19 protein-coding genes and 1 pseudogene are annotated in these 21,598 nt (G+C 73.7%); 9 read left to right on the top strand and 11 right to left on the bottom strand.

The genetic code is table 11. From position 1 onward, the window contains the following. Positions 1–69: 69 nt before the first annotated feature. From HHX35_RS00340 to HHX35_RS00330, 3 genes are read right to left on the bottom strand one after another with little or no spacing between them, the layout of a single operon-like run. A complete protein-coding gene (locus tag HHX35_RS00340) occupies positions 70–288 on the bottom strand; it encodes a hypothetical protein (RefSeq protein ID WP_182897061.1) in 219 nt (72 codons plus the stop codon). A 51-nt stretch (positions 289–339) separates the two neighbouring features. Continuing rightward, entirely contained in the window at positions 340–1,410 is a 1,071-nt protein-coding gene (locus HHX35_RS00335) for a hypothetical protein (RefSeq protein WP_182897060.1), read from the bottom strand. A gap of 26 nt (positions 1,411–1,436) precedes the next feature. Continuing rightward, positions 1,437–1,823 carry an HGxxPAAW family protein gene (locus HHX35_RS00330; RefSeq protein ID WP_220504864.1) on the bottom strand — a complete coding sequence of 129 codons (387 nt, stop codon included), beginning with the start codon at positions 1,821–1,823 and terminating at the stop codon, positions 1,437–1,439. 66 nt (positions 1,824–1,889) lie between these two features. On the opposite strand from HHX35_RS00330, the gene HHX35_RS00325 reads away from it, so the two are divergent. Then, positions 1,890–2,405, top strand: a complete 516-nt coding sequence (locus HHX35_RS00325; protein ID WP_182897059.1) for a MarR family transcriptional regulator — start codon at positions 1,890–1,892, stop codon at positions 2,403–2,405. Between the two features lie 21 nt (positions 2,406–2,426). On the opposite strand, the gene HHX35_RS00320 is transcribed toward HHX35_RS00325, so the two are convergent. Next, positions 2,427–2,717 (bottom strand): hypothetical protein, encoded by a 291-nt coding sequence (locus tag HHX35_RS00320; protein ID WP_182897058.1) that lies wholly within the window; start codon positions 2,715–2,717, stop codon positions 2,427–2,429. A gap of 41 nt (positions 2,718–2,758) precedes the next feature. Next, positions 2,759–3,211, bottom strand: coding sequence for a carboxymuconolactone decarboxylase family protein (locus tag HHX35_RS00315; protein ID WP_182897057.1), 453 nt, complete (start codon positions 3,209–3,211; stop codon positions 2,759–2,761). Positions 3,212–3,294: 83 nt separating this feature from the next. Between HHX35_RS00315 and HHX35_RS42450 the strand changes: the two are divergent. Next, positions 3,295–5,808, top strand: a pseudogene (locus HHX35_RS42450) (tetratricopeptide repeat protein); the annotation flags it as partial. A 392-nt stretch (positions 5,809–6,200) separates the two neighbouring features. On the opposite strand, the gene HHX35_RS45035 reads toward HHX35_RS42450, so the two are convergent. Together HHX35_RS45035 and dhaM are read right to left on the bottom strand one after the other, a co-directional pair. After that, the gene (locus HHX35_RS45035; RefSeq protein WP_182897716.1) at positions 6,201–6,539 is read right to left on the bottom strand and encodes an HPr family phosphocarrier protein; all 339 of its coding nucleotides are present in this window, start codon (positions 6,537–6,539) and stop codon (positions 6,201–6,203) included. Next, a complete protein-coding gene (dhaM, locus tag HHX35_RS43020; protein WP_139574260.1) occupies positions 6,523–6,897 on the bottom strand; it encodes a dihydroxyacetone kinase phosphoryl donor subunit DhaM in 375 nt (124 codons plus the stop codon). Before dhaM ends, HHX35_RS45035 begins: the two co-directional genes overlap by 17 nt. Before the next feature lie 36 nt (positions 6,898–6,933). On the opposite strand from dhaM, the gene HHX35_RS00300 reads away from it, so the two are divergent. Further along, on the top strand, positions 6,934–7,707 hold the full coding sequence (locus HHX35_RS00300; protein ID WP_182897056.1) for an IclR family transcriptional regulator: 774 nt from the start codon (positions 6,934–6,936) through the stop codon (positions 7,705–7,707). 38 nt (positions 7,708–7,745) lie between these two features. Here the strand turns inward: HHX35_RS00300 and dhaL are convergent, their stop codons facing one another. The 4 genes from dhaL to HHX35_RS00280 form a co-directional block, all read right to left on the bottom strand. Then, on the bottom strand, positions 7,746–8,372 hold the full coding sequence (gene dhaL / locus HHX35_RS00295; protein WP_182897055.1) for a dihydroxyacetone kinase subunit DhaL: 627 nt from the start codon (positions 8,370–8,372) through the stop codon (positions 7,746–7,748). Positions 8,373–8,400: 28 nt separating this feature from the next. Beyond that, positions 8,401–9,393, bottom strand: a complete 993-nt coding sequence (gene dhaK, locus HHX35_RS00290) for a dihydroxyacetone kinase subunit DhaK (RefSeq protein ID WP_139574257.1) — start codon at positions 9,391–9,393, stop codon at positions 8,401–8,403. After that, positions 9,390–10,160 carry an MIP/aquaporin family protein gene (locus HHX35_RS00285; RefSeq protein ID WP_182897054.1) on the bottom strand — a complete coding sequence of 257 codons (771 nt, stop codon included), beginning with the start codon at positions 10,158–10,160 and terminating at the stop codon, positions 9,390–9,392. Before HHX35_RS00285 ends, dhaK begins: the two co-directional genes overlap by 4 nt. 113 nt (positions 10,161–10,273) lie before the next feature. Continuing rightward, positions 10,274–11,809: a hypothetical protein gene (locus HHX35_RS00280; RefSeq protein WP_182897053.1), complete on the bottom strand. Its 1,536-nt coding sequence runs from the start codon at positions 11,807–11,809 to the stop codon at positions 10,274–10,276. A gap of 135 nt (positions 11,810–11,944) precedes the next feature. Between HHX35_RS00280 and HHX35_RS00275 the strand changes: the two genes are divergently transcribed. The 6 genes from HHX35_RS00275 (at position 11,945) to HHX35_RS00250 (ending at position 21,543) form a co-directional block, all read left to right on the top strand. After that, positions 11,945–12,718 carry a cyclase family protein gene (locus HHX35_RS00275; protein ID WP_139574254.1) on the top strand — a complete coding sequence of 258 codons (774 nt, stop codon included), beginning with the start codon at positions 11,945–11,947 and terminating at the stop codon, positions 12,716–12,718. Continuing rightward, positions 12,715–14,463, top strand: a complete 1,749-nt coding sequence (locus HHX35_RS44440; protein WP_182897052.1) for a thiamine pyrophosphate-binding protein — start codon at positions 12,715–12,717, stop codon at positions 14,461–14,463. Before HHX35_RS00275 ends, HHX35_RS44440 begins: the two co-directional genes overlap by 4 nt. Before the next feature lie 304 nt (positions 14,464–14,767). Then, positions 14,768–15,037, top strand: a complete 270-nt coding sequence (locus HHX35_RS00265; protein WP_139574252.1) for a hypothetical protein — start codon at positions 14,768–14,770, stop codon at positions 15,035–15,037. Between the two features lie 24 nt (positions 15,038–15,061). Continuing rightward, complete coding sequence (locus tag HHX35_RS00260; RefSeq protein WP_182897051.1) at positions 15,062–17,698, top strand: lanthionine synthetase LanC family protein; 2,637 nt, start codon at positions 15,062–15,064, stop codon at positions 17,696–17,698. Between the two features lie 50 nt (positions 17,699–17,748). Continuing rightward, a complete protein-coding gene (locus tag HHX35_RS00255) occupies positions 17,749–18,486 on the top strand; it encodes a 1-acyl-sn-glycerol-3-phosphate acyltransferase (protein WP_182897050.1) in 738 nt (245 codons plus the stop codon). Positions 18,487–18,615: 129 nt separating this feature from the next. Further along, entirely contained in the window at positions 18,616–21,543 is a 2,928-nt protein-coding gene (locus HHX35_RS00250) for a LuxR family transcriptional regulator (protein WP_182897049.1), read from the top strand. Positions 21,544–21,598 lie beyond the last annotated feature (55 nt).

The following is a 21,598-nucleotide window of genomic DNA, read 5'->3' as shown; positions in this document are numbered from 1 at the left end:
GGATCCGAGTCGCTCATCGGGTCGTGGACCGAGCCGTTCGACCTCCGTACGGCGACACGAGCTGATGAATCAATCGTCGTCGCTCGTGGTGCTGCGTTCTTCGTACGCCTCCCTGCATCGCTCGGTGTCGCCGGGTGCGCACAGCAGCACTCGCAGACTGAAGTCGACAGTACGCTGACGGCCCGCCGAGGTGTAGGTGATGCGTACGCCGTCGGCGAAAGCCCCGCAGCCCGAGGTCATGGCGGAGACCACGACCATCGGCAGGATCAGGTGGGTGAGGGCACGCATGACGAGACTAGATACCCCCGGGCTCCCGCGGCACGCGCGCCGGGAGGACGGTCATGGAGTGGGAGCCACCCGGGAGGACCACATGCGGGCTTCCTCCTCGGACAGCACGCGGTCGAGGCTGATCGACGGCCGCATCATCGGATAGGTACGGCCGATGTTCCACGTACGCCGGAACGACGGACTGCCGAGGACCACCACTCGATGCCCGTCGAGGATCGGGATGTCGGCGGGGCGCCCGGCGGTGCGGATCGACTCGCCCGTCGCGTCGCGCAGGTCGAACCGCTCCACGATCGGCCCGGCCTCGGGTTCGAGGGGCCCGTCCACGGCCGCCGCGACCCAGGAGGGATGGGGCATGGTGACCGGCACGTGCCCGTTCAGGGCGTGCGCCAGCAGCGTGGAGAGCTGGAAGTTGTCCCCGATCCCGCCGATCCTCATCGCGTACGCCCGCCCGGTCGGCTGGTGCAGGACGACCAGCGGCTCGTCGTCGAGTACGGCCAGGAGCCTCGGCAGGCACCACAGGTCGGGGCGGTCGTCCTCCACTGCCGCGACCGCCGCGGCGAGCCGCGGACGCCGGGAGAGATCCGCGCGGATGGCCGTCGACCGCTGGAGCACGGTGGTCGCGGCCAAGCTCCAATCCTCGGCGATCGACCAGCCGACGGCCAGATCGAGGGCGTGAGCGAAAGGCAGGCGACGGCCGAGCCTGAGCCGTCCGGGCAGGCCGAAGGGGCCGGAGAGCACGCGCGCCGCGCCGAGGACCACCCGGTTGTCCGGACCGGGTTCCGGGAGGCGCCGGTCGGTGACCGCGTGCCAGGCCCGGGCGAACTCGGCGGAGCGCTCCAGCGCGTCGCACAGTCCCGCGACCACGGGGTCGATCAGCGGGGCGGGATCGGCTCCGTTCTCGACCATCGCGCCGCCCATCACGGCGAGCCGCGCGCCGAGCCCGGGAGTCAGCCGGTCGAACAGGCCGCACAGGCGGACGAGGACGGCGTCCGCGGTGGCCGGGTCCGAGTCCTCTGTCCTCTCCCACAGGTCCTGTAGGGTCGCCAGGAAACCGGGGGCGTCCTGAGCCTCCGCGGCACGGTAGAGGTCGTCGCACCGTTGATCGATCATCCGGTCGAGCACCGCACGATGCTAGGACAGCGCGGAGCTCAGCGGTTGGCGAATACCGGCATGTCGGAGATCGCGGGTTCCTCGCGGACGGCATCGACGCGTGGAGCGCTTCCAGTGCGAGGTTCGTTTCGGCGGCCCGCGAGACGGCAGGCGAGGCAGACGCCGTGGCCCGTCATCGCGTCCTTCACCCGCCAGTCCCACTGCTCGGGAGGACGGGGGCCGCTGGGCTTGCCCCAGCCCGCCAGGTGCAGGGCCCAGGCGGCCAGACCGCCCAGGACGATGACGCCGATGCCGAGCCAGACGCCGAGGGACGAGGCGGCGCACATCGCCACGCCCACCGTCGAGCAGCCGCACAGCACGACGACGCAGCCGGTCCAGCCCGCGACCGTGTGCCCGAGATCGACGTCGTCGTGCATGCCGCTCATGATTCTCCTCGGTGGTGAGATAATTATCTCACGAACTAAACATCTTAGATTCTAAGGAGATTGAGGATGGACGGCAAGCCGCGCCCGGAGGCGACGCCCGAGCAGGCTCTCGCCGGCATGGATCAGCTGATCGCGCTCAGCCTGGTCGGGCAGCACGACATCGCCCAGCGGCTCGGACTGAACGTCACCGACGTCACCTGCCTCGGCTTCATCCTGGCGGCGGGGGACGACCCGATCAGCGCGGGCACGCTCGCCGAGCAGGCCGGTCTGACCACGGGTGCGGTGACCGGCGTGCTGAACCGGCTGGAGAAGGCCGGGTACGCGCACCGGCAGCCGGACCCCGAGGACCGCCGCCGCGTGCGCGTCGTCGCCGATCCGGCCGCGGCCGCCACCGCCGCGGCCGTCTACGAACCCTTCTACCGGCGATTGAACGAGCTGTTCGCCGACTACACGCCCGCGGAGATCGCCGTGTTGTCCGACTGGTTCACCCGCGCGGGCGACCTGATGCGGACCTACCTGGAGGAGATCCGGCGCGACCAGCTCGTCGCCATGCCCCGCGCGCGGCGCACGCGGAGCCGTTGAGGCCGTCGCGCCCTGCCCGCGTCAGTGCTCGTCGACGACCCGGCCGTTCAGAGCGGTGGCGTCCTTGGTCAGGGCCATGGTCAGCGGCGCCTCCGGGAAGGTGGGCAGGGCGGCGAGCGCGGCGCCCATCTGCTCGCCGCTCTCCCAGTGCCAGGTGTCGGTGTAGGTGCCGTCCTCGAGCTGGACCAGCACGGTGCGGGTGAGGCCGGGGTGCCCCTCCCTGATGGTCGCGATCAGCGAGCTCCTGCGGGCCAGGAACTCCTCCAGGCCGGCCTCGGGGACGGAGTAGCGGTGCGAGCGTACGGCGGACATGTCGGTGTCTCCTTCTGTGCGTGGGGGTCGGGGGAGGGGACTCACCAGCTGCCGGCGATCTGCCGGACCGGGGCGTTCAGGCGGTTGAAGAGGTTGGTGACGGCGGTCATCAGCAGGATCGAGGCCAGCTGCTTCTCGTCGAAGTGGTCGGCGGCGTTGTCCCAGACCTCGTCGGAGACGGCGTCGGCGCGGTCGGCCAGCCGGGTCGAGGCCTCCGCCAGCTCCAGTGCGGCGCGCTCGGCGTCGGTGTAGTAGGGGGTCTCGCGCCAGGCGGAGACCAGGCCGATGCGCTCGTCGCTCTCGCCGAGCTTGCGCAGGTTCTTCAGGCCGGCGTCGACACAGTAGCTGCACCCGTTGATCTGGCTGACCCGCAGGTGGATCATCTCCATGAGCTCCTGGGGAAGACCCTGCGACTGGGCGGCCTTCATCAGCTCCATGATCGGCTTCATCGCCGCGGGGATGATCGTGGCGGGGTTCTTCATCCGGGCTTCCATCGTGTTCCCTCCGTATCGGTTCGGGTGAGATCCGTCTCGGTTCGTGTGAGATCAGAGTGGCGGCCCGGATTGATACATTCGCTATGCGCGCACGATGTGATCGTGATGGGGGGACGATGCTGCGCTTCACCCTTCTCGGTCCCGTCCAGATGGTCGTCGACGGTGCGCCCCTGCCAGGCATCGCCCCACGTCATCGGGCTGTCATGGCCTACCTGCTGCTCAACGCCGACAGGGTGATCGGCATCGAGCGGCTGATCGACGCGATGTGGGGCTACGACCGGCCCGACACCGCCCGATCGCAGATCCACGCCTCGATCACCGCGATCCGCAAGGTCCTGCGCGGTGCGGGAGCCGTAGGGCTCCTGGAGACGCGTGCCGGCGGCTACGTCGCGCGGCCGGAGCCCGGACAGATCGACGCGCAGGAGTTCACCGAGCTCGTGGCCGCCGGCGAGCTGCGCAAGGCCCTGGACCTGTGGAGCGGCGAGGCGCTGGAGGACGTGCACGCGCATTACGTCACCGGCGTCCGGGAGCTCTGGAACGACCGGCGGCTGTCGGCGTACGAGCGCCTGGTGGAGGGCGAGCTCGCCGCGGGGCGACACGGTGATCTGCTCGACGAGCTCGCCGCCCAGGTGGCCGCCAACCCGCTGCGCGAGAAGCTCAACGGCCATCTCGTCCTGGCCCTGCACCGCGCGGGACGGCAGCCCGACGCCCTGGCCGCCGCGCGCGCCTACCGTACGGCTCTCGCGGACGAACAGGGCCTCGACCCCGGACACGCCTTCACAGAACTGGAGCGGGCGGTCCTGGCGGACGATCCGGCCCTACGCCAGGCCGGCCCGGCACCGGTCGTTCCCGCCCAGCCCTCCCGCTCCACCTTCCTGCCCTACGACATCCCCGATTTCTCCGGACGGACCGCCGAACTGGAGCGGCTAGCGGACGGGCATCACCACGAGCACGAGGGGCCGGCGGTCGTCACGATCGACGGTATGGCCGGGATCGGCAAGACCGCTCTCGCCGTCCACGTGGCCCACCGGCTGGCCCCCCGCTATCCGGACGGCCGGCTCTTCATCGACCTGCAGGCCCACACGGCGGGCCGGGAGCCGATCGACGCCGCCGCGGCGCTGGAGACACTCCTCCGCCAGCTCGGGGTGCCCGCCGACCGCATCCCGGTCACCCCGGCCGAGCGGAGCGCCCTCTGGCGCGCCGAGCTGGCCGATCGCCGGGTGCTCGCCGTACTGGACAACGCTCTCGACGCCGAGCACGTGCGCCCCCTGCTGCCGGGACGCTCCGGCACCCTCGTCCTGATCACCAGCAGGCGGCGGCTCGTCGACCTGGACGGCGCCCAGGCGTTGTCGGTCGACGTGCTGGGCGAGGCGGACGCCGCCGAGCTGTTCGAGCGGATCGTGGGCGAACGCGCTCACCAGGAGCCGGACGCCGTACGCGAGGTGCTGCGGCTGTGCGGGCACCTCCCGCTCGCCATCCGGATCTCCGCCGCCCGCCTCCAGCATCGCCCGCGCTGGACCGTGTCCTATCTGGCCGGGCGGCTGCGGGACCATCGCCGGCTCCTCGACGGGGTGTCGGCGGCCTTCGCCCTCTCCTACGAGCAACTCCACGAAGACGAGCAGCGCATGTTCCGCCTGCTCGGGCTGGTGCCGGGGCGCGACATCGACGTCTGCGGCGCGGCCGCGCTGGCCGGGATCTGCGACGACGAGGCCGAGGAACTGCTCGAATGCCTCCTCGACGCCCACATGCTCCTGCAGCTCGACCCTGGCCGCTACACCTTCCACGACCTGCTCCGCGAGCACGCCCGCTCGCTCGCCGAGGACGACGGCGCCGTCATGCGGCTGCTCACCTACTACCTGCACCGCTCCCGCGCGGCGATGGACCGGCTCTTCCCGTACACGGTCGGCCAGCGGGAGGGCATCCCCCAGCCGGCCACCCCGATCGCGCCCATCCGCGACGCCGCGGAGGCCATCGCCTGGCTCGACGCCGAACGCTCCAACATCATCGCGACCGCCGTCCACGGACCCGAGATCTGCCTGGGCATGCTGGCCCTGGCGATGCGCCCCTACCTCGACCGGCACGCACATCACGACGACGCGCTCACGCTGCACACCCTGGCGCTGCGGCGCAGCCGCGCGCTCGGCGATTTCGAGGTCCAGGCGCGAGCGCTCACCGACCTGGCGCGGACCTACTGGCGGCTCGGCGAGTACGAGCGGGCGGAGGAGCATGCCCACCAGGCCCTCGACGCGTGCGAGGAGGCCGGCGAACGGGCCCGGGCACTGCTCACCCTGGGGAACGTGGCTCTGCGCCGCGGCCGGGACACCCAGGCGGAGCACTACCTCAAGCAGGCGCTCGACCTCACCCGCATCGGCGCCGACACCTGGGGCGAGGCCAACGTGCTCGGCGTCCTCGCCCTCCTCCTCGACCGAGCCGGCCGCCCTGAGGAGGCCCGGCGCCATCTCGACCTGGCGCTGGCACTCCACCGCAAGGTGGGCGACCCGGCGGGAGAGGCGGTGATCCTCGACCACCTCGGCGTCGTCCTCCGGCGCCAGGGCGAGCTCGCCCAGGCGCGCATCCGCCACGAGCAGGCCGCGGCGGTCTACCGCGCACCCTCGGCAACACCGCCGACGAGGCGGCCGCGCTCAACGGGCTGGCCGAGGCGGCGGGCGACCCGGCTCGGGCGGTCGAGGAGCACACGGCCGCGCTCGCGCTCGCCGACCTCGCGCGCAACCGGCCGGAGCAGGCGCGTGCCCACGACGGGCTGGCGCGCGCCCACCTCGCGCTCGGGCACGCGGAGCAGGCGTGTGCGCATGGGCGGCTGGCTTTCGGCCTCTACGGCGAGCTCGGTGTTCCGGAGGCCGAGAAGGTCCGCGACTTCCTGGAGAGCGCCGGAAAGTCCGAGAGGCAGGACCATCCTGCGCCCGTGGGGTCATGACCGCTCCGCCGCAGGACGGCTCCGGCCGCGCCGGCCCGGACTCCCGCGCGTCCGTCAGCCGCCGAGCACCGCGCCGAGAGCCGTCAGCGCCTCGGCGGCGTCGTCGCCGGTGGCGCGCAGTGTCACGGTCTGCCCGCTCGTGGCGCCCAGGCCCATCAGCGACAGCACGCTGCGCACGTCGACCGAGCGGGAGCCGTACGAGAGGGTGACGGCCGAGGTGAAGGCGGCGGCGGTCTGGGCGAGCGCGCCCGCGGGGCGGGCGTGCAGGTCCTCGGTCAGGACGATCGCGCGCTCGCCGGCACCGGCCTCGGGGGCCGCGGGCTCAGAGTTTGCCGTGGGCCCAGAGTTTGCCGCGGGTCCGGTGGTTGCCGTGGGCTCAGAGCTTACGGACATGCCACGCCTCCTCGGCCGCCGCCAGCACGCCGTCCAGCGAGGCCCCGCCGCCCGCCGCGACGACCGCGGAGATGGCGCCCTCCACGAACGGCACGTCGGCGATCACGACGTCACCCGGGGTCTGCAGCAGCCTGGCGGTGAGCACCGAGCTGCCGAGGTCGGGGATCAGCACGACGCCGTCCCCCCGGTCCACCTCCTCGATGGCGGCGGTCACCCGGTCGGGGCTGGTGCCGAGACCGCCGTCCTCGGTGCCTCCCGCGGCCGCAAGCGGCACCTGCGCGCCGCCGATCTGCCTGGCCAGCGCGGCCACCTCCGCGGCCAGGCCGCTGCTGTGTGAAATGAGTACGATGCCAACCATTCGTTATTCCTGAAGATCGTTCGGCATAATCGAAAAGTGATCCAGTCGGTGGAGCGCGCCGCGCTCATCCTGAAGGTCCTCGGGTCAGGCACCCCCCGGCTCGGGGTCACCGAGATCGCCGAGCGGGTCGGCCTGGCCAAGCCGACCGTGCACGGGCTGCTGCGCACGCTCGCCGCCTGCGAGCTGGTCGTGCAGGACCCCGACACCGGGAAGTACGCGCTCGGGCCCGCCGTGCTGCAACTCGGAAACGCCTATCTGGAGGGGTCGGAACTGCGGGCCAGGAGCCTGCTGTGGGCCGACTCCCTGGCCCAGCGCGTCAACGAGGCCGTCTGGATCGGCACGTTGTCGGGGAGCCGGGTGATCGTGCTCCATCACGTGTTCCGGCCCGACGACGTCGTGCAGATCCTGGAGGTGGGCGCGGCGATCCCGTGGCACGCCTGCGCACTCGGCCACGCCATCGCCGCCCACGACCCGCGCGGGGACGAGCTGCTGTCGGACGACCTCGCCCCGCTGACCGGGCTCACCAGGACAGGCCGCGACGACCTGGAGCGGGCGCTCGCGGAGGTGCGCCGCCGGGGGTACGCGGTCGAGGACCAGGAGGCGGCGCTGGGGGACGCGGGCGTCGCCGCGCCCGTCTTCTCCCGGGACGGCTCGGTGGCCGGCGCCGTCGCCGTGGTCGGGCCGGTCGAGCGGGTGCTGGACCCGGCACGGCGCGAGGACATCGCGCTGGCCGTGCGCGAGACCGCACGGGCGCTCTCGCGCGACCTCGGCGCGCCCCGCTCCGCCGTGCCCGGCGGCCCGGCCGCCTGACTGGTCCCGGCTCCGCGCGGCCCGGCCGCGGCTCGCGGTCATCGGGAGGCGGCCGCCTTGAGCGCGCCGAACAGCAGAGCCGTCGAGGCGGCGCCGGGATCCTCGTGCCCGACGCTGCGCGGCCCCAGGTAGCTGGCCCGCCCCTTGCGCGCCTGCAACGGGACCGTCGCCCTGGCGCCCTGCTCGGCCGCGACCGCCGCCGCCTCCAGCGCCTCCTCCGGCTTCAGCCCGTCCCGTACGGCCTGGGCCAGCGCCTGCGCGGCCGGGGCGAGGGCGTCGACCATGGTCTTGTCGCCCTCCGCCGCGGCGCCGAGGCGCTGGACGCCGGACAGGGCCGCGTTCAGGCCCGTGCTCAGCTCGGCCTGTGAGATCTCGGCGGCCTCGCCGAACGCCTTGCCCATCTCGCGGAAGGCGGTGCCGTACAGGGGGCCCGAGGCGCCGCCGACCTTGCGGATGAGCGTGGAGCCGACGAGGACGAGGAGCGCGCCCGGGGTCTGCGGGGAGGCGCCGGCCAGCGCCTCCTGCGCGGCGGTGAACCCGCGGTCGAGGTTGGCGCCGTGGTCGGCGTCGCCGATCGCGGCGTCCAGTTGGGTGAGGTGGTCGCGCTGCGCCCGCACGGCGGCGGCGATCTCCTCGATCCAGGCGGCGAAGAACTGGGTGTTCACGAGGGGACTCCTGAGGTTCGGATGGCGGTCAGCGGCCCCAGCGCAGCGCGGGTGTCTCCACCGGCGCGTCCCAGAGCCGGGTGAGCTCGCCGGTCAGCGAGCACGTCGTCACCGAGAAGCCTTGCATGTCGAGGCTGGTCACGTAGTTGCCGACCAGGCTGCGCACGGCCGTCGCGCCCTTCTCCCGCAGGTACGCCTCCACCTCGGCGAAGACGATGTACAGCTCGATGAGCGGTGTTCCGCCCATGCCGTTGACCATGACGAGCGTCTCGCCGGACAGCGGCAGGTCGGCGTCGATCGCGTCCATGGCGGTGCGGACGATCTCGCGGGCCTCGCGCATCGGGGCCCGGGTCCGCCCGGGCTCGCCGTGGATGCCGATGCCGAGCTCGATCTCCGTGTCGCCCAGCTCGAAGGTGGGCTTGCCCGCGGCCGGGACCGTGCAGGGCGTCAGCGCCACCCCGAACGAGCGGCTGCGCTCGTTGACCTCCCGGGCGACCCGCGCCACCTCGGCCAGGGGCGCTCCGGTCTCGGCCAGCGCGCCGGCGATCTTCTCGACGAACAGCGTGGCCCCGGTGCCCCGGCGGCCCGCCGTGAACAGGGAGTCCTGCACCGCCACGTCGTCGTTGACCAGCACGGTCGCCACCTCGACGCCCTCGTCGCCGCTGAGCTCGGCGGCCATCTGGAAGTTCAGCACGTCGCCCGTGTAGTTCTTCACGATGTGCAGCACGCCCGCGCCGCCGTCCACGCCCTTGGTCGCCTCGATGAGCTGGTCGGGGACGGGGGAGGTGAAGACCTCTCCTGGACAGGCCGCGTCGAGCATGCCGTGGCCGACGAACCCGCCGTGCAGCGGCTCGTGTCCTGAACCGCCGCCGGAGACCAGGCCGACCTTGCCCGGCCGGGGGGCGCCGGCGCGGAAGACGACCTTGTTCTCGAGGTCGACGCGGAGCGAGGGGTGCGCCGCGGCGATGCCGCGCAGCGCGTCGGTGACGACGGAATCGACACTGTTGATGAGCTTCTTCATGATGCGGTCCCTACTGCCGTGGTCGTGCTCTCCAGCTTCGTCCTTCCTCGCGAGGCCGCAAGCGCCGTGTAGGCGAGTGCCCCGAGCAGCCCGCCCGCGAACTCCCCGATGAAGTAGGCCGGCAGCTGGTCCCAGCTCACCGCGCCGCCCCAGGCGGCGTTCACGAGGAACGGGCCCGCGTAGCGGGCCGGATTGATCGCGGCCCCGGTCACCGGGCCCACGATCACGATGATCGCGAAGACGATCGAGCCGATCGCCATCGGCGCCCATCCGGTGGCGGCCCGCCGGTCGAGCACGCCGAAGACGACGAAGACCAGGATGAACGTGCCGATCGCCTCGATCAGCGTGCCGCGGGCGAAGCCGACCTCGGCGGTGTACGCGGTCACGCCGCCGCCGGCGGCCCCGGCCGCGTCCGCGCCGAGCGTCGCGAAGATCCCGAGGGCGCCGGCGACCGCTCCGGCGACCTGCGCCGCGACGTAGCCCGGCACCTCACGCCAGGGGAAGCGGCCGGTCGCGGCGAGGGCGACCGTGACCGCCGGGTTGATGTGGGCGCCGGAGATGTGCCCGATGGCGTACACGGTGCCCACGATGACCAGCATGAACGCGAAGCTGATCATGCCGAGCTGGGCCATGGAGAAGGGCGCGTGGGAGCCGGTGGCGATGACCCCGGTGGCCGCGGCGGAGCCGGCGCCGACGTACACGAGGAAGGCGGTGCCGAGCAGTTCTGACAGGAGCTTCTGGAACGTGGAGGGGGGTGAGTCGTTCATGAGACCGTCCAGAGTTTGAACGTCGTTCGATAATGTCGAACGCGGTTTCATAGAAGTTAAATCTGGAGGCCGCCCACGTCAAGGGCCATCGGGGGGGGCAGGGCTGTGAAGGGTCAGCGGGTGAGGGAGCGCAGCGCCCGGGCGACCCGGCGGTAGCCGCCTCGGGCCCGGATCGCGAGATGCGCGCCGAGGGCGACGGCCGGACAGCACAGCACGACCGCCAGCAGCACGGCGGTGCCGTAGTCGTCGGGGCGCCCGGCGCTCCAGCCCCGGAACGGCAGGTAGATCGCGGCGAAGGTCAGCGGCGCCGCGACGATCGAGCTCAGTCCCCGAATACGGGAGTATGCGGCGATGGCAGCCAGCGCGACACACCCGCCCACCACGAGGAGCGCGCCCAGGACCGTGAACGGCAGCCCGTAGATGCCCGCCGGGCCCTTCACCGTCATGTAGAGGCCCACCCAGGTGAGGAACCCGGCGGCCGAGAAGCCGAGCGGCGACCTCCGCAGGCACCCGGCGAACGCCAGCGCGGCCAGCAGCACGGTCAGCGCGGTGAGGTAGGCCGTCCCCGTCTCCGCCTCGATGCGCTCGCCCGCGTTGAAGAGGGGTGCGGCCGACTGCTCGGACAGGTCGTCGTATCCCCGGAAGCCGAGCCGGTGCCATCGTCCGCTGACGTCGCGCAGCGCCACGCCGTCGCGGCCGTTCGCCACGGCGACGAGGTGCCCCCGGGGCGCCGGCAGGACCGCCACGGCCGTGGACGCCGCGGTGTCGGAGCGAAGAGGGCTGCTCTCGTATCGGCTCCGGTACAGGTAGTGCTGCCGGCCCGGTGAGACCTCCCAGGCCGTCGCCCAGGTGCGCCCTCCGTCGTCGGACTGCTCGACCTTGAGCAGAGGCGGGGCCACTCGGTAACAGCGCCTCGGCTCGCCGGGCACACAGGCTGTCGTCCGCGACGATCTCTCGGACGGCGGGCTGGTCCAGCGATGCCACGACCGGCCCTGGTCGCTCGTGGCAAGCCCGTCCAGGCCGTAGCCGAGGTACACGACGATCACGGCGTCGTGCGCCTCCACGTGCACGGCGGACGGAAAGGTCGGAGCCGCAGCGGTTGCGGTGACCGCGAAAACCGCCGCGGGCAGGGCGACCAGCAGCCGGGCGCGGCGTGCGGAACGGCCGGGGCGGGAGGATGGCCGCACGGCGTGCCGCCGGACGATCCAGGCGAGGCCGAGGGCGGGAAGGACGAGCAAATCGGTCGGGTCCGCGACGACGCCGGCGGAGGGGGTGAACAACGCCCAGGCGTCGGCGGCCACGCGCGCTCCGATCGGCGTGGTCTTCACGAGGGCGAAGACCGCGCCGGTCAGCGCGATCGCCGTCAGGGCGGCCCGCCCGTCCGCCTCCCCGCACTCCACTGCGGCGCTCCGCGAGGCGCCGCCACCAGCGCGAGCGACGGTGCGCCGTACGGCGAGGGCCGCGGCGAACGCCAGCAGCGGCGGGGCGACCAGCATCCCCGCGACGTCGCTCAGCTTGCCGGTGACCATGCCCGGCCATAAGCGCTTGAGCAGGTGGTCGTTGACGAGGAGCACGGCGATCGCGGCGAGTGTCACGGGATGGCCGAGCCAAGCCGCGGCGGCTCCAGTGCCCCGAGAGCTCACCGCCACCTTGTCTCCTCCGTCTGGCATCGCCTACGTGGTTTGGACGATCATCGTCGTCGTACGGTTCACCCGCGTCCGATATGGCGTTCCGGGGGGCGGGTGTAGGAGGATCACAGGGGCCTGACTGTTGGGGAGGCGTTGATGTCGGTGTTGCGGGATCTGGTGGACGGCATCCGGGGCGGGGGGATCGAGGTGCTCGACCTCACCGCGCCGCTGAGCGACACGACGCCGATCCTGCTGCTGCCCGAGCCGTTCGGGCAGACGGTGCCGTTCTCGATGCAGGAGATCAGCCGGTACGACGACCGTGGCCCGGCCTGGTACTGGAACAACTTCACCACGGGCGAGCACACCGGCACGCACTTCGACGCGCCCGTCCACTGGGTGACCGGGCGCGACGGCGAGGACGTGTCGCAGGTGGCTCCCGCCAAGCTGATCGCCCCCGCCGTGGTGCTCGACTTCAGCGCACAGTCGGCCGCCGACCCCGACTTCCTGCTGGAGGTCGACCACGTCAAGGCGTGGGAGGCCGAGCATGGGCCGCTGCCCGACGGCGGCTGGCTGCTGTACCGCACCGGCTGGGACGCGCGCGCCCACGACCAGGCGGAGTTCCTGAACGCCGACGAGACGGGGCCGCACACACCGGGCATGTCGCCCGCCTGCGCCCGCTACCTCGCCGAGGAGACGCCGATCACGGGCATCGGGACGGAGACCGTCGGCACCGACGCGGGCGCGGCCCACTCCTTCGACCCCGCCTTTCCCTGCCACTCCTACCTTCTGGGTGCCGGGAAGTACGGCCTGACCCAGTTGCGCAACCTCGACCGGCTGCCGACGACCGGCGCGGTGGTGATCGCGGGCCCGCTGCCGATCGTCGGCGGCTCGGGAAGCCCGGTCCGCGTGCTCGCGCTGGTGGAGCGGTGAACGTCGCGGAGGCCGTCGGCGCGGCCCTCGCCGCCCTCGGCGTACGGGCGGCCTTCGGCGTCGTCGGCAGCGGCAACTTCCACGTCACCAACGCCCTCGTCGAGCACGGCGTGCGGTACGTCGCGGCGCGGCACGAGGGCGGGGCCGCCACGATGGCCGACGCCTACGCCCGGATGAGCGGCACGGTCGCCGTGCTCACCGTCCATCAGGGGCCCGGCCTGACCAACGCGCTGACCGGCGTCACCGAGGCGGCCAAGAGCCGCACCCCGCTGCTCGTGCTCGCCCCGGAGGTGACCTCGCCCACCTCCAACTTCCGCATCGACCAGACCGCGCTCGCCGAGGCCGTGGGCGCGCACTGCGCCAGGGTCGGGTCGGCCGCCACGGTCGTGGACGACACCGTGATGGCCTTCCTCGCCGCCCTGCTCGGGCGCCGCACGGTGGTGCTCAACCTGCCCCTGGACGTGCAGGCCGAGACGCTGCCCGACGAGGCCGCCGAGGCCGTACGCGAACTGCTGGCCGGCCGGGGCGGCGCGCACCGCGACGTGGCGAGCCGCGTGCCGGCGGCGTGGGGGCTGACGTTCCCCATCGAGTCAGGGGACGACGAGGAGCCGGAGGGGCTCACGGCGGAGCCGTCCGACGAGCTGACGCGGTTCGCGCGGATGCTGGCGGAGGCGGAGCGGCCGGTCTTCGTGGCCGGCCGGGGAGCCCGCGGCGCGCGGCGGGAGCTGGAGGCCCTCGGCGAGCGGGTGGGGGCGCTGTTCGCCACCTCGGCGGTCGCCAAGGGCCACTTCCACGGCAGCCCATGGGACCTCGACGTGAGCGGCGGCTTCGCCACCCCGCTCGCGGCCGAGCTGATCCGCGGCGCCGACCTCGTCGTCGGCTGGGGCTGCTCGTTCACCATGTGGACCACCCGGCACGGCGCGCTGATCGGGCCGGAGACCAGGGTCGTCCAGGTGGACCTCGACCCCGACGCGCTCGGCGTGCACCGCGAGATCGGCCTCGGCGTGGTCGGCGACGTACGCGAGACCGCGCGGGCGGTCGCCGCCCTGCTCGGCGAACCGGGGGCGGGGAGCGAGACGGGGACGCGCGGCTACCGCGCTCCGGAGATCGCCGAGCGCATCACCCGCGAGGGGCGCTGGCGCGACGTGCCCTACGAGGACCTGAGCGCGGAAGGGCGCATCGACCCCCGCACGCTGACCATCGGGCTCGACGACCTGCTCCCGCAGGAGCGGCTGGTGGCCGTCGACTCGGGGAACTTCATGGGATATCCGTCGATGTTCCTCACGGTCCCGGACGGCGGCGCGTTCTGCTTCACCCAGGCGTACCAGTCGATCGGGCTCGGCCTGGCCACCGCGATCGGCGCGGCCGTCGCGCGGCCCGACCGGCTCGCGGTCGCGGCCCTCGGCGACGGCGGGGCCCTGATGGGCGTCGCCGAACTGGAGACGGTCGTACGGCTCGGCCTGCCGATGGTGGTCGTGGTCTACGACGACGACGGGTACGGCGCGGAGGTCCACCATTTCGGCCCGCACGGGTTCCCGCTCGGCGCGGTCACCTTCCCGCCCGCCGACATCGCGGGGATCGCGCGGGGCTTCGGCTTCGAGGCGGTGACCGTACGGCGGGAGGAGGACCTGTCGGGGGTCGCCGAGTGGCTGAAGGGGCCGCGCGACAAACCCCTGCTCGTCCACGCCAAGGTCACCGCCGACCGCCCGTCGTGGTGGCTGGAGGAGGCCTTCCGCGGCCACTGAGCGCGGTCGCACTCGAGTCTGGCGGTACGGCGGCCCGGTTCGTGTTCGGTAAGGCTGTGGTCACTCTTCATCAAACGGGCGGGAGTGACGCACGTGCGGGTGCTGCCTCGGGGTACCAAGCCACAAAGCGGCCGAGACAGGGTTACATCGGTCGCGAGCCGCGCAGGGCCTCGCCCCTGACAGGCGGCACATCCGGCTGCCCGCGGACCGCGTGAGGCGCGTGGCGAGCGCCCGTCCGCACAAGACCTCCCCGCTGAGCCGGGGCGGCGAAGGGCAGGCCGAGCCGAGAGAAAGGTACGCCGAAATGTCTTCGAGCGCAGAGCAGACCTTCGTCACGCGCGGCGGCCAGGCCGCGCCGATCGCCGACGAGACCTCGGTGCGCGACCTCTGGTCGCGGCTCAGCGTCTCGCTGGAGCGCGACCACGCGCTTCGGGCGCGCTTCGCGACGGACCCCATGGCGGTCCTGTCGGAGCAGGGCCTGTCCCGGGATCTCCAGGAGGAGACGACCGACGACACGGACGGAAGCAAGACCAGGTCAGGATACGGCTGCACCTACCGTCGCTGTCCTGACTAGGACACGCGCGGCGAGAGGTCGCCGATGGACAGGTCATCGCCCGCCGAGCGGTTCCACGCTCGGTACGCGCTGGCTCTCCAGGCGTTCGCCGCCGGGCTGCCGGGGGACTGGTCGACCGGCGTCCACCGGGACGGCCCGGTCTCCTGGCGGACGTGCGAGCCCCCGAAGCGGCTACCGCGCCAGGGGTGGAAGCTCCACGTCTCCGCCTCGGCGGCGGACGCCCTGGACCTGCTGGACGTCGTGCTCCCCGCGCTGGTCGACGCCGGAGCGGCGTTCAAGCTGCCGGAGGACGTGCCGTCGATCCTCCGGATCAACGCCGGGCTCGCCGGCCGCGCGCAGGTCGGGAAGATCGTCACGGTGTACCCGGCGTCCGATGACGCGCTGGCCGCGCTGGTCGAGCGCCTCGACGCGATGTGGCGTCCCGCGCGGGCACCCGCCGTACCGTCCGACCTGCCGGTCGGCTCGATCAGCGAGGCCCTGTTCATCCGGTACGGCGAGTTCGAGCCGGGGGAGGTGATCGTCGACTCCGACGGCGTCCCCCGTGCGGCGCTCCGCGCGCCCGACGGCAGCCTGCATCCGGACACGCGTGACGTCCGGGGCCGCCAGCCGGACTGGGCCATCCCTCCCGTGCCGCCGGCCGACCGGCCCGTGACCACCGACCCCGACGGCCCGATCGAGATCGACGGCGCCGCCTATCTTCCGCTGAAGCTGCTGGGGGCGGACGCCCGCGGGTTCGTGGCCCTGTGCGTACGGCCCGCCGACCAGCGGCTCGTGGTCGTCCGGCACAGACGGCGGGGTGTCGAGGGCGACGAATTCGGCGACGACGTGGTGACCAGGCTGGAGAACGAGAGGCGGGTGCTCGACCGGCTGCGCGGCTCGGGCCTCGTCCCCGAACCGCTTGCGTACGACCCGTCGGCCGGCTGTCTCGTCGTCTCCGACGAGGGAGGCGGCAGGCCGGAACGGCTTCCCGCTCAGGAGCGTCTCGATCTCATGCCGGCACTCGCCGCGGCCGTGGCCAGGTTGCACGCGAGGGGCGTCGTACACCGGGACCTGAAACTGTCCAACGTGCGGGTGGGGCCGCGCGGCCTGCGCCTCGTCGATCTCGAACTGGCGGCGCCGGTCGGGACGGAGCGCCCGGTGCCGTGCGGCACCGACGGGCACACGCCGCCGGAAGGTCTCCACGCGGCGGCGGCACCGCCGTACGACGTCTACGGCCTCGGCTCCTGCCTGGCCCACGCCGTCCTGGGGCACTGCCCCGGTGTCCTGCCGGAGCAGGGCAACGCGGGCCGTCAGATCGGCCTGCTCCTGTGGCACGGGCAGCGGGCGGCCGCCGCCGTCGTGCGCGCGTGCCATCACCCCGATCCCGCGAGGCGGCCGGCCGCGGACCAGATCGCCGAGCGGCTGAGAGAGGCCCTGCCCGCCATGCGGGCCGAGCGCGCTGCCGGCCCCGGCCCGTACGGCTCACCGGACCTGCGCTGGGCACGCCGTGCCGCGATGAGTGCCGGCCTGGCCGCCCGGCGCTTCATGGCGTCCCGTCGCGACGCCCACCGTCGGCCCGGCGACTGCCTGGAATACGAGTGTGAGGGCCTGCACTCGGGCGCCGCAGGAATCGTCGTCGCGCTGGCGACGCTGGACACCGCCCTGGGAACCCGGCAGTTCACCGGCGACGTCGCGGACGCGGCCACATGGCTCGCCGAGCGTCCGCCGTCCCCCGTGCACGGGCTTTTCACCGGCGAAGCCGGTGTGGCGGTGGCGCTGGCCCTGGCAGGGGCACGGCTGGGCCGGACGGACCTGGTCGTCGCCGCGCGGCGGCGCTTCGAGCACGCGGCGGCGAGCCAGGCATGTGGCTACGACCTGTTCTCCGGAGCGGCGGGGATCGTGTTCGCGGGCTGCCTGATCGACGCCGCCTTGGACGCCGAATGGGCTCGTGAGCTGGCCGGACGACAGGTCGTCAGGATCGTCGAAGCCGCCCGGCAGGCAGGCGGACTGACCGGCTGGCCGGCGGACCCGGATCCGTCCGGTCCGGTGTATCTCGGGGCCGCCCACGGCACGGTGTATCTCGGTGCCGCCCACGGCACGGCCGGCGTGGCGGCGGCCCTCGCGACCTGGGGCAGGTCCACGGGCCGCGCGAGCGTGGCGGCGTTCGCCGACGACGCTTTGCGCGGCATCGCCCTCCACGGGCTGACGGAGGACGGGTCCACCATCCTCGCCACGACGGCCGGCGAGCAGCGCGTGGCGGAGCACTGGTGCCACGGGGTGGCGGGCTTCCTGTGGTGCCTGCTGCACGCGCGCACGCGGGACGCCGAGGTCCGGGAGGCGGCCGTCGCCGCGTTCGACCAGGCCACGCCGTTCCTGGACAACCCGACCATGTGCCACGGGCTGTCGGGCGTGCTGGAGACGTGGCGGATGCTGCAGGCCCTGCCCGGGCATCGCGACCGGGCACGCCGCCGCGTCGCCCACCTGACCGGAACGCTCCGGCTGCTGCGGCACTCCCAGGACGGCGACACGGTGTGGTCGTCAGACAGGCCGTCGGTCGTCACCCCCGACCTGTGGGTGGGATTTCTGGGCCCGGCCGTCCAACTGGCCCTCGCCGCCGCCGGATCGGCCGACTCGCTGCTCTCCCCGCGATGGGTGCGGCGCTGCGCCCGGCCCGCGCGCTGAGACCGCGGACGGCGGCCGGAAGTTACGGGCGGGTAGGTTACGGTTTCAGCATGGCTGAGATCGTGTACCCGCCGGTCCTGCGGACCGCGCTGACCGCCTTCAAACTGCTCGACCTGAGGATCCGCATGGAGGGCACGGACCGGATACCTCGCAGCGGCGGCGCGGTCCTGGTCAGCAACCACGTCAGCTACCTCGACTTCATCTTCGCCGGCTTCGCCGCCTACCCCGCCGGGCGGCTGGTCCGGTTCATGGCGAAGAAGGAGGTCTTCGCCCACCCCGTGTCGGGCCCGCTGATGCGCGGCATGCACCACATCCCGGTGGACCGGGCGGCCGGGGCGGGAGCCTACAACGCCGCCGTACGGGCCCTCAAGGACGGTGAGATCATCGGCAACTTCGCCGAGGCGACGATCAGCAGGTCGTTCACGGTCAAGGAGATCAAGAGCGGCCCGATCCGCATGGCGGCCGATGCAGGGGTGCCCGTGATCCCGGTCGCCCTGTGGGGCGGCCAGCGGTTGTGGACCAAGGGCCGGCCGCGCAAGCTGCTGCAGCGGCATGTCCCGATCACGATCCTGGTCGGCGAGCCGATGCTTCCGGGAGCGGACGACGACATCGCCACGCTGACCGGCGACCTCCGGCGACGGATGGCGGACCTGCTCGACGAGGCCCAGCGGACCTACCCCGACCAGCGGCGGGGTGTGTGGTGGCAGCCGGCCCACCTCGGCGGCACCGCGCCCACCCCGGAGGAGGCGGCCGCGCTGGACGCCGCCTCCCGGCCCCGCCGCGAGTAGGGCTCAGGACGTCTGTCCGGTTCCGCAACACGGCCGTTACGCCGGAGGGTTGACCGGTGGTCAAGGGACGGGGATAACTGAGCCGTAGCCGAGCCTGGGGGACTCGCAACCCGTACCTTGGAGCCGTGGATGAGCATCGTGCCCCCGCCCCCGCTGGTCGGACGCGCCACTGAGCTGCGGACTCTCATCGACGCGGTGACCCGCCCGCCGGCGGTCGTTCTGGTGGAGGGCGAGGCGGGCATCGGCAAGACCCGGCTCGTCCGCGCCGCGCTCGACCGCCTGCCGTCCGGCGACCGCGCCGTCCTCCTCGGCTACTGCCACCAGATCCGCGAGCCCTTCCCGTACGGGCCGGTCTTCGAGGCGCTGCGGGACATCAGGGGCCGGCTCCCGGCGGCACACCGGCTCAACCCGGTCACCGGCGCGCTCCGCGCCCACCTTCCCGAACTGGCCGGCGTGCTGCCGCCGTCGCCGCAGCCCCTGGACGACCCGCGGGCCGAACGCCACCGGGTCTTCCGCGCGATACGCGCCCTGCTGGCGGCCGTCGGACCGGCCGTGCTCGTCGTCGAGGACCTGCACTGGGCCGACGACGGCACGCTCGACCTGCTGCGCTTCCTGACGGGGCAGCCGCCGCAGGGGCTGGCGGTGGTCGCGACGTGCCGCCGGGACGGCGTCGCCGGTCCGCCGCTCGGCCGGGCCTACCGGCACCAGCCGGACACGGCCAACGTGGTCGTGCGGCTGACGCCGCTGGACGCGTCCGGCGTGGCCAGCCTGGCCGGTGCGCTGCTGGAGCGGTCCGACCTGTCTCCCGGGTTCGTCACGCGGCTGCACGAGCGCACGGCGGGCATCCCGTTCGTGGTTGAGGAACTGGTCCGATCCCTGCCCGCCTCGCTGCCCGGCGCGGACGACCCGGACGCGCTCGACCGTGCCGTCGACCGTGCCGGCGCACCGCTGCTGCTGCGCGAGGCGATGGCCGAGCGGATGGCCGGTCTGTCCCCGGCGGCGGCCGGAGCGGTCAGGGCGGCGGCGGTGCTGCGGCTTCCCGCGGGTGAGGAGCTGATCACCGCGGTCGGCGGCGACCCGGCCGCGCTGAGCTCCGCCGGGCAGGGCGCCGCCGCAGGACCGGGTTTCGCCGGGCTGGGCTCCGTCGGTTTGGGCTCCGTCGGCTTGGGCTCCGTCGGTCTGGCTGAGGCGCTGCGCGCCGGAGTCCTGCACGAGCACCCCGGCGGCCGGTACGGCTTCCGCCACGCGCTGGCCCAGCAGGCCGTCTACGACGTCATCCCCGGCCCCGAACGCCGGTCGGCGCACGTCCGGGCGATGGCAGCGCTCGCCGCGACGGAAGCGCCGCCGCTGGTGCAGCTGGCCTTCCACGCCCGGCAGGCCGGGAACATCGACGCCTGGGTGAGCCACGGGACCGCCGCCGCCCAGCAGGCCGCCGCGTTGGGCGACACCGCCCTGGCCGTGGAGGTGGTCGAGGGCATGCTCGACGACCCCGACCTGCCGGTGCGCGACCGTGGCCCGCTGGTGCTGATGCTGAGCCGATTCGCGGCGACGGGCCTGTCGCACCAGCGGGTGGTGCGGCTGCTGCGCCAGGTGCTGCGGGGCGACTTCCTCTCCCGGGACGTGCGCGGCGAGGTGCGGCTCAACCTCGGCGTCGTCCTGTCCAACCAGGCGGGCGACGCCGCCGCGGGGCGGCCGGAGATCATGGCCGCCCTCGCCGAGCTGAACGACCGGCCGACGCTGGCCGCCCGCGGCTGGGCCAGCATGGCGATGCCCGAGTGGGGCGCCGAGTCGCTGGCGGAGCACGCGGAGTGGATGGCCCGTGCGGAGGCGCTCGTCGCCACCGCCGACAACCCGGAGCTGTCGGCCGCGGTCCTGGCCAACCGGGCCTCCTTCGAGATGACGACCGGCTCTCCCGGCGCGTTCGACGTCGCCGCGAGGCTTCCGGCCGAGGACCCGCGCACGGGGGTCCGGCGGGAGGTCGCCAGGGCGTACTGCAACCTCCACGACTCGGCGACGACCGTCGGGCTCTACGCGGCGGCCGAGCGGTTCGCCCGGGAAGGGCGGCGGCTCGCCCTGGAGACCGGCGCGCAGTATCCGGCCTTTCTCCTCGCCGCCTCCGCGATCCGCAGGGAGTGGCTCACCGGACGGTGGGACGGGCTGCGCGACCGGGCGGCGTCCCTGGGGGAGTCGGCCACGGAGACGCCGCTGATCGCGGTGGACCTGTGGCTGGTGCTCGGGCTGCTCGCCCTGGCGACGGGCGAATGGGAGGAGGCGGTCAGGCAGTTCCACCGCGCGGGGCTGGACGCGCCGGAGGCCCGCAACGTCCCGGTCGTGACGGCCGCCGCCGGGGGGCTCGTCGATCTGCACCTCGCCCGGGGAGCGGGGGACGAGGCCGTCGCGGAGGCCGGGCGGGCGGTCGCCCGGCTGCGCCGCAAGGGCGTGTGGGTGTGGGGCGCGGGCCTGGTCCCGTCGGCCGTCGCCGCGTTCGCCAGGGCCGGGCGCATGGAGACGGCGGCGGAGCTGGTGGACGAGTACGCCGCCGGGATCGCGGGCCGGGTGGCGCCCGCCGCGCACGCCGCGCTCGACGCCGCCCGCGGGGCGCTCGCCGCCGCCGAACCCCGGCACGCCGACGCCGCCGCCTTCTACGCCCGGGCCCGCGAGGCGTACGCCGCCCTGCCCCAGCCCTACGCGGCGGCGCGGTCGGCCGAGGGCGAGGCGCGGTCCCGGCTCGCGCTCGGAGACGGCGCCGCGGCGGCGGGCTACCGGGAGGCCGCGGAGTCGTACGCCCGGCTCGGCGCCACGCACGACGCCGCCCGGTGCAGGCGGGTGCTGCGCGACATCGGAGTGGACGTCCCGCTCCCGCGCGGCGGGCGGCGGGGCGCCGGCGCGCTGTCGCAGCGGGAGCGGGAGGTCGCCAGGCTCGTCGCGCTCGGCCGGACCAACCGCGAGATCGCCGACGTGCTCTTCCTGTCCACGCGCACGGTCGAGACCCACGTCGCCACCGTGCTGCGCAAGCTCGGCGTGCGGTCGCGGACCCAGATCGCACCGCCCGCCTGACCGGCCCCCGGGACGTGGAAACCCCCGGGACCGTGCGGTCCCGGGGGCTGCGCCG

Source organism: Microbispora sp. H10830 (genome assembly GCF_014161375.1).
GTDB classification, from domain to species: Bacteria; Actinomycetota; Actinomycetes; order Streptosporangiales; family Streptosporangiaceae; genus Microbispora; species Microbispora catharanthi.
This window is presented reverse-complemented; position numbering and strand designations above follow the sequence as displayed.

What these genes read in the sequence shown, in the direction of transcription:
- HHX35_RS00250 (WP_182897049.1), top strand. Translation starts at nt 18,616, where the DNA reads ATGAGCATCGTGCCCCCGCCCCCGCTGGTCGGACGCGCCACTGAGCTG.
- HHX35_RS00330 (WP_220504864.1), bottom strand. Translation starts at nt 1,823, where the DNA reads ATGAGCGGCATGCACGACGACGTCGATCTCGGGCACACGGTCGCGGGC.
- dhaK (WP_139574257.1), bottom strand. Translation starts at nt 9,393, where the DNA reads ATGAAGAAGCTCATCAACAGTGTCGATTCCGTCGTCACCGACGCGCTG.
- HHX35_RS00320 (WP_182897058.1), bottom strand. Translation starts at nt 2,717, where the DNA reads ATGTCCGCCGTACGCTCGCACCGCTACTCCGTCCCCGAGGCCGGCCTG.
- HHX35_RS00285 (WP_182897054.1), bottom strand. Translation starts at nt 10,160, where the DNA reads ATGAACGACTCACCCCCCTCCACGTTCCAGAAGCTCCTGTCAGAACTG.
- HHX35_RS00260 (WP_182897051.1), top strand. Translation starts at nt 15,062, where the DNA reads ATGGACAGGTCATCGCCCGCCGAGCGGTTCCACGCTCGGTACGCGCTG.
- dhaM (WP_139574260.1), bottom strand. Translation starts at nt 6,897, where the DNA reads ATGGTTGGCATCGTACTCATTTCACACAGCAGCGGCCTGGCCGCGGAG.
- HHX35_RS00340 (WP_182897061.1), bottom strand. Translation starts at nt 288, where the DNA reads ATGCGTGCCCTCACCCACCTGATCCTGCCGATGGTCGTGGTCTCCGCC.
- HHX35_RS00265 (WP_139574252.1), top strand. Translation starts at nt 14,768, where the DNA reads ATGTCTTCGAGCGCAGAGCAGACCTTCGTCACGCGCGGCGGCCAGGCC.
- HHX35_RS00325 (WP_182897059.1), top strand. Translation starts at nt 1,890, where the DNA reads ATGGACGGCAAGCCGCGCCCGGAGGCGACGCCCGAGCAGGCTCTCGCC.
- HHX35_RS00315 (WP_182897057.1), bottom strand. Translation starts at nt 3,211, where the DNA reads ATGGAAGCCCGGATGAAGAACCCCGCCACGATCATCCCCGCGGCGATG.
- HHX35_RS00255 (WP_182897050.1), top strand. Translation starts at nt 17,749, where the DNA reads ATGGCTGAGATCGTGTACCCGCCGGTCCTGCGGACCGCGCTGACCGCC.
- HHX35_RS45035 (WP_182897716.1), bottom strand. Translation starts at nt 6,539, where the DNA reads ATGTCCGTAAGCTCTGAGCCCACGGCAACCACCGGACCCGCGGCAAAC.
- HHX35_RS00275 (WP_139574254.1), top strand. Translation starts at nt 11,945, where the DNA reads ATGTCGGTGTTGCGGGATCTGGTGGACGGCATCCGGGGCGGGGGGATC.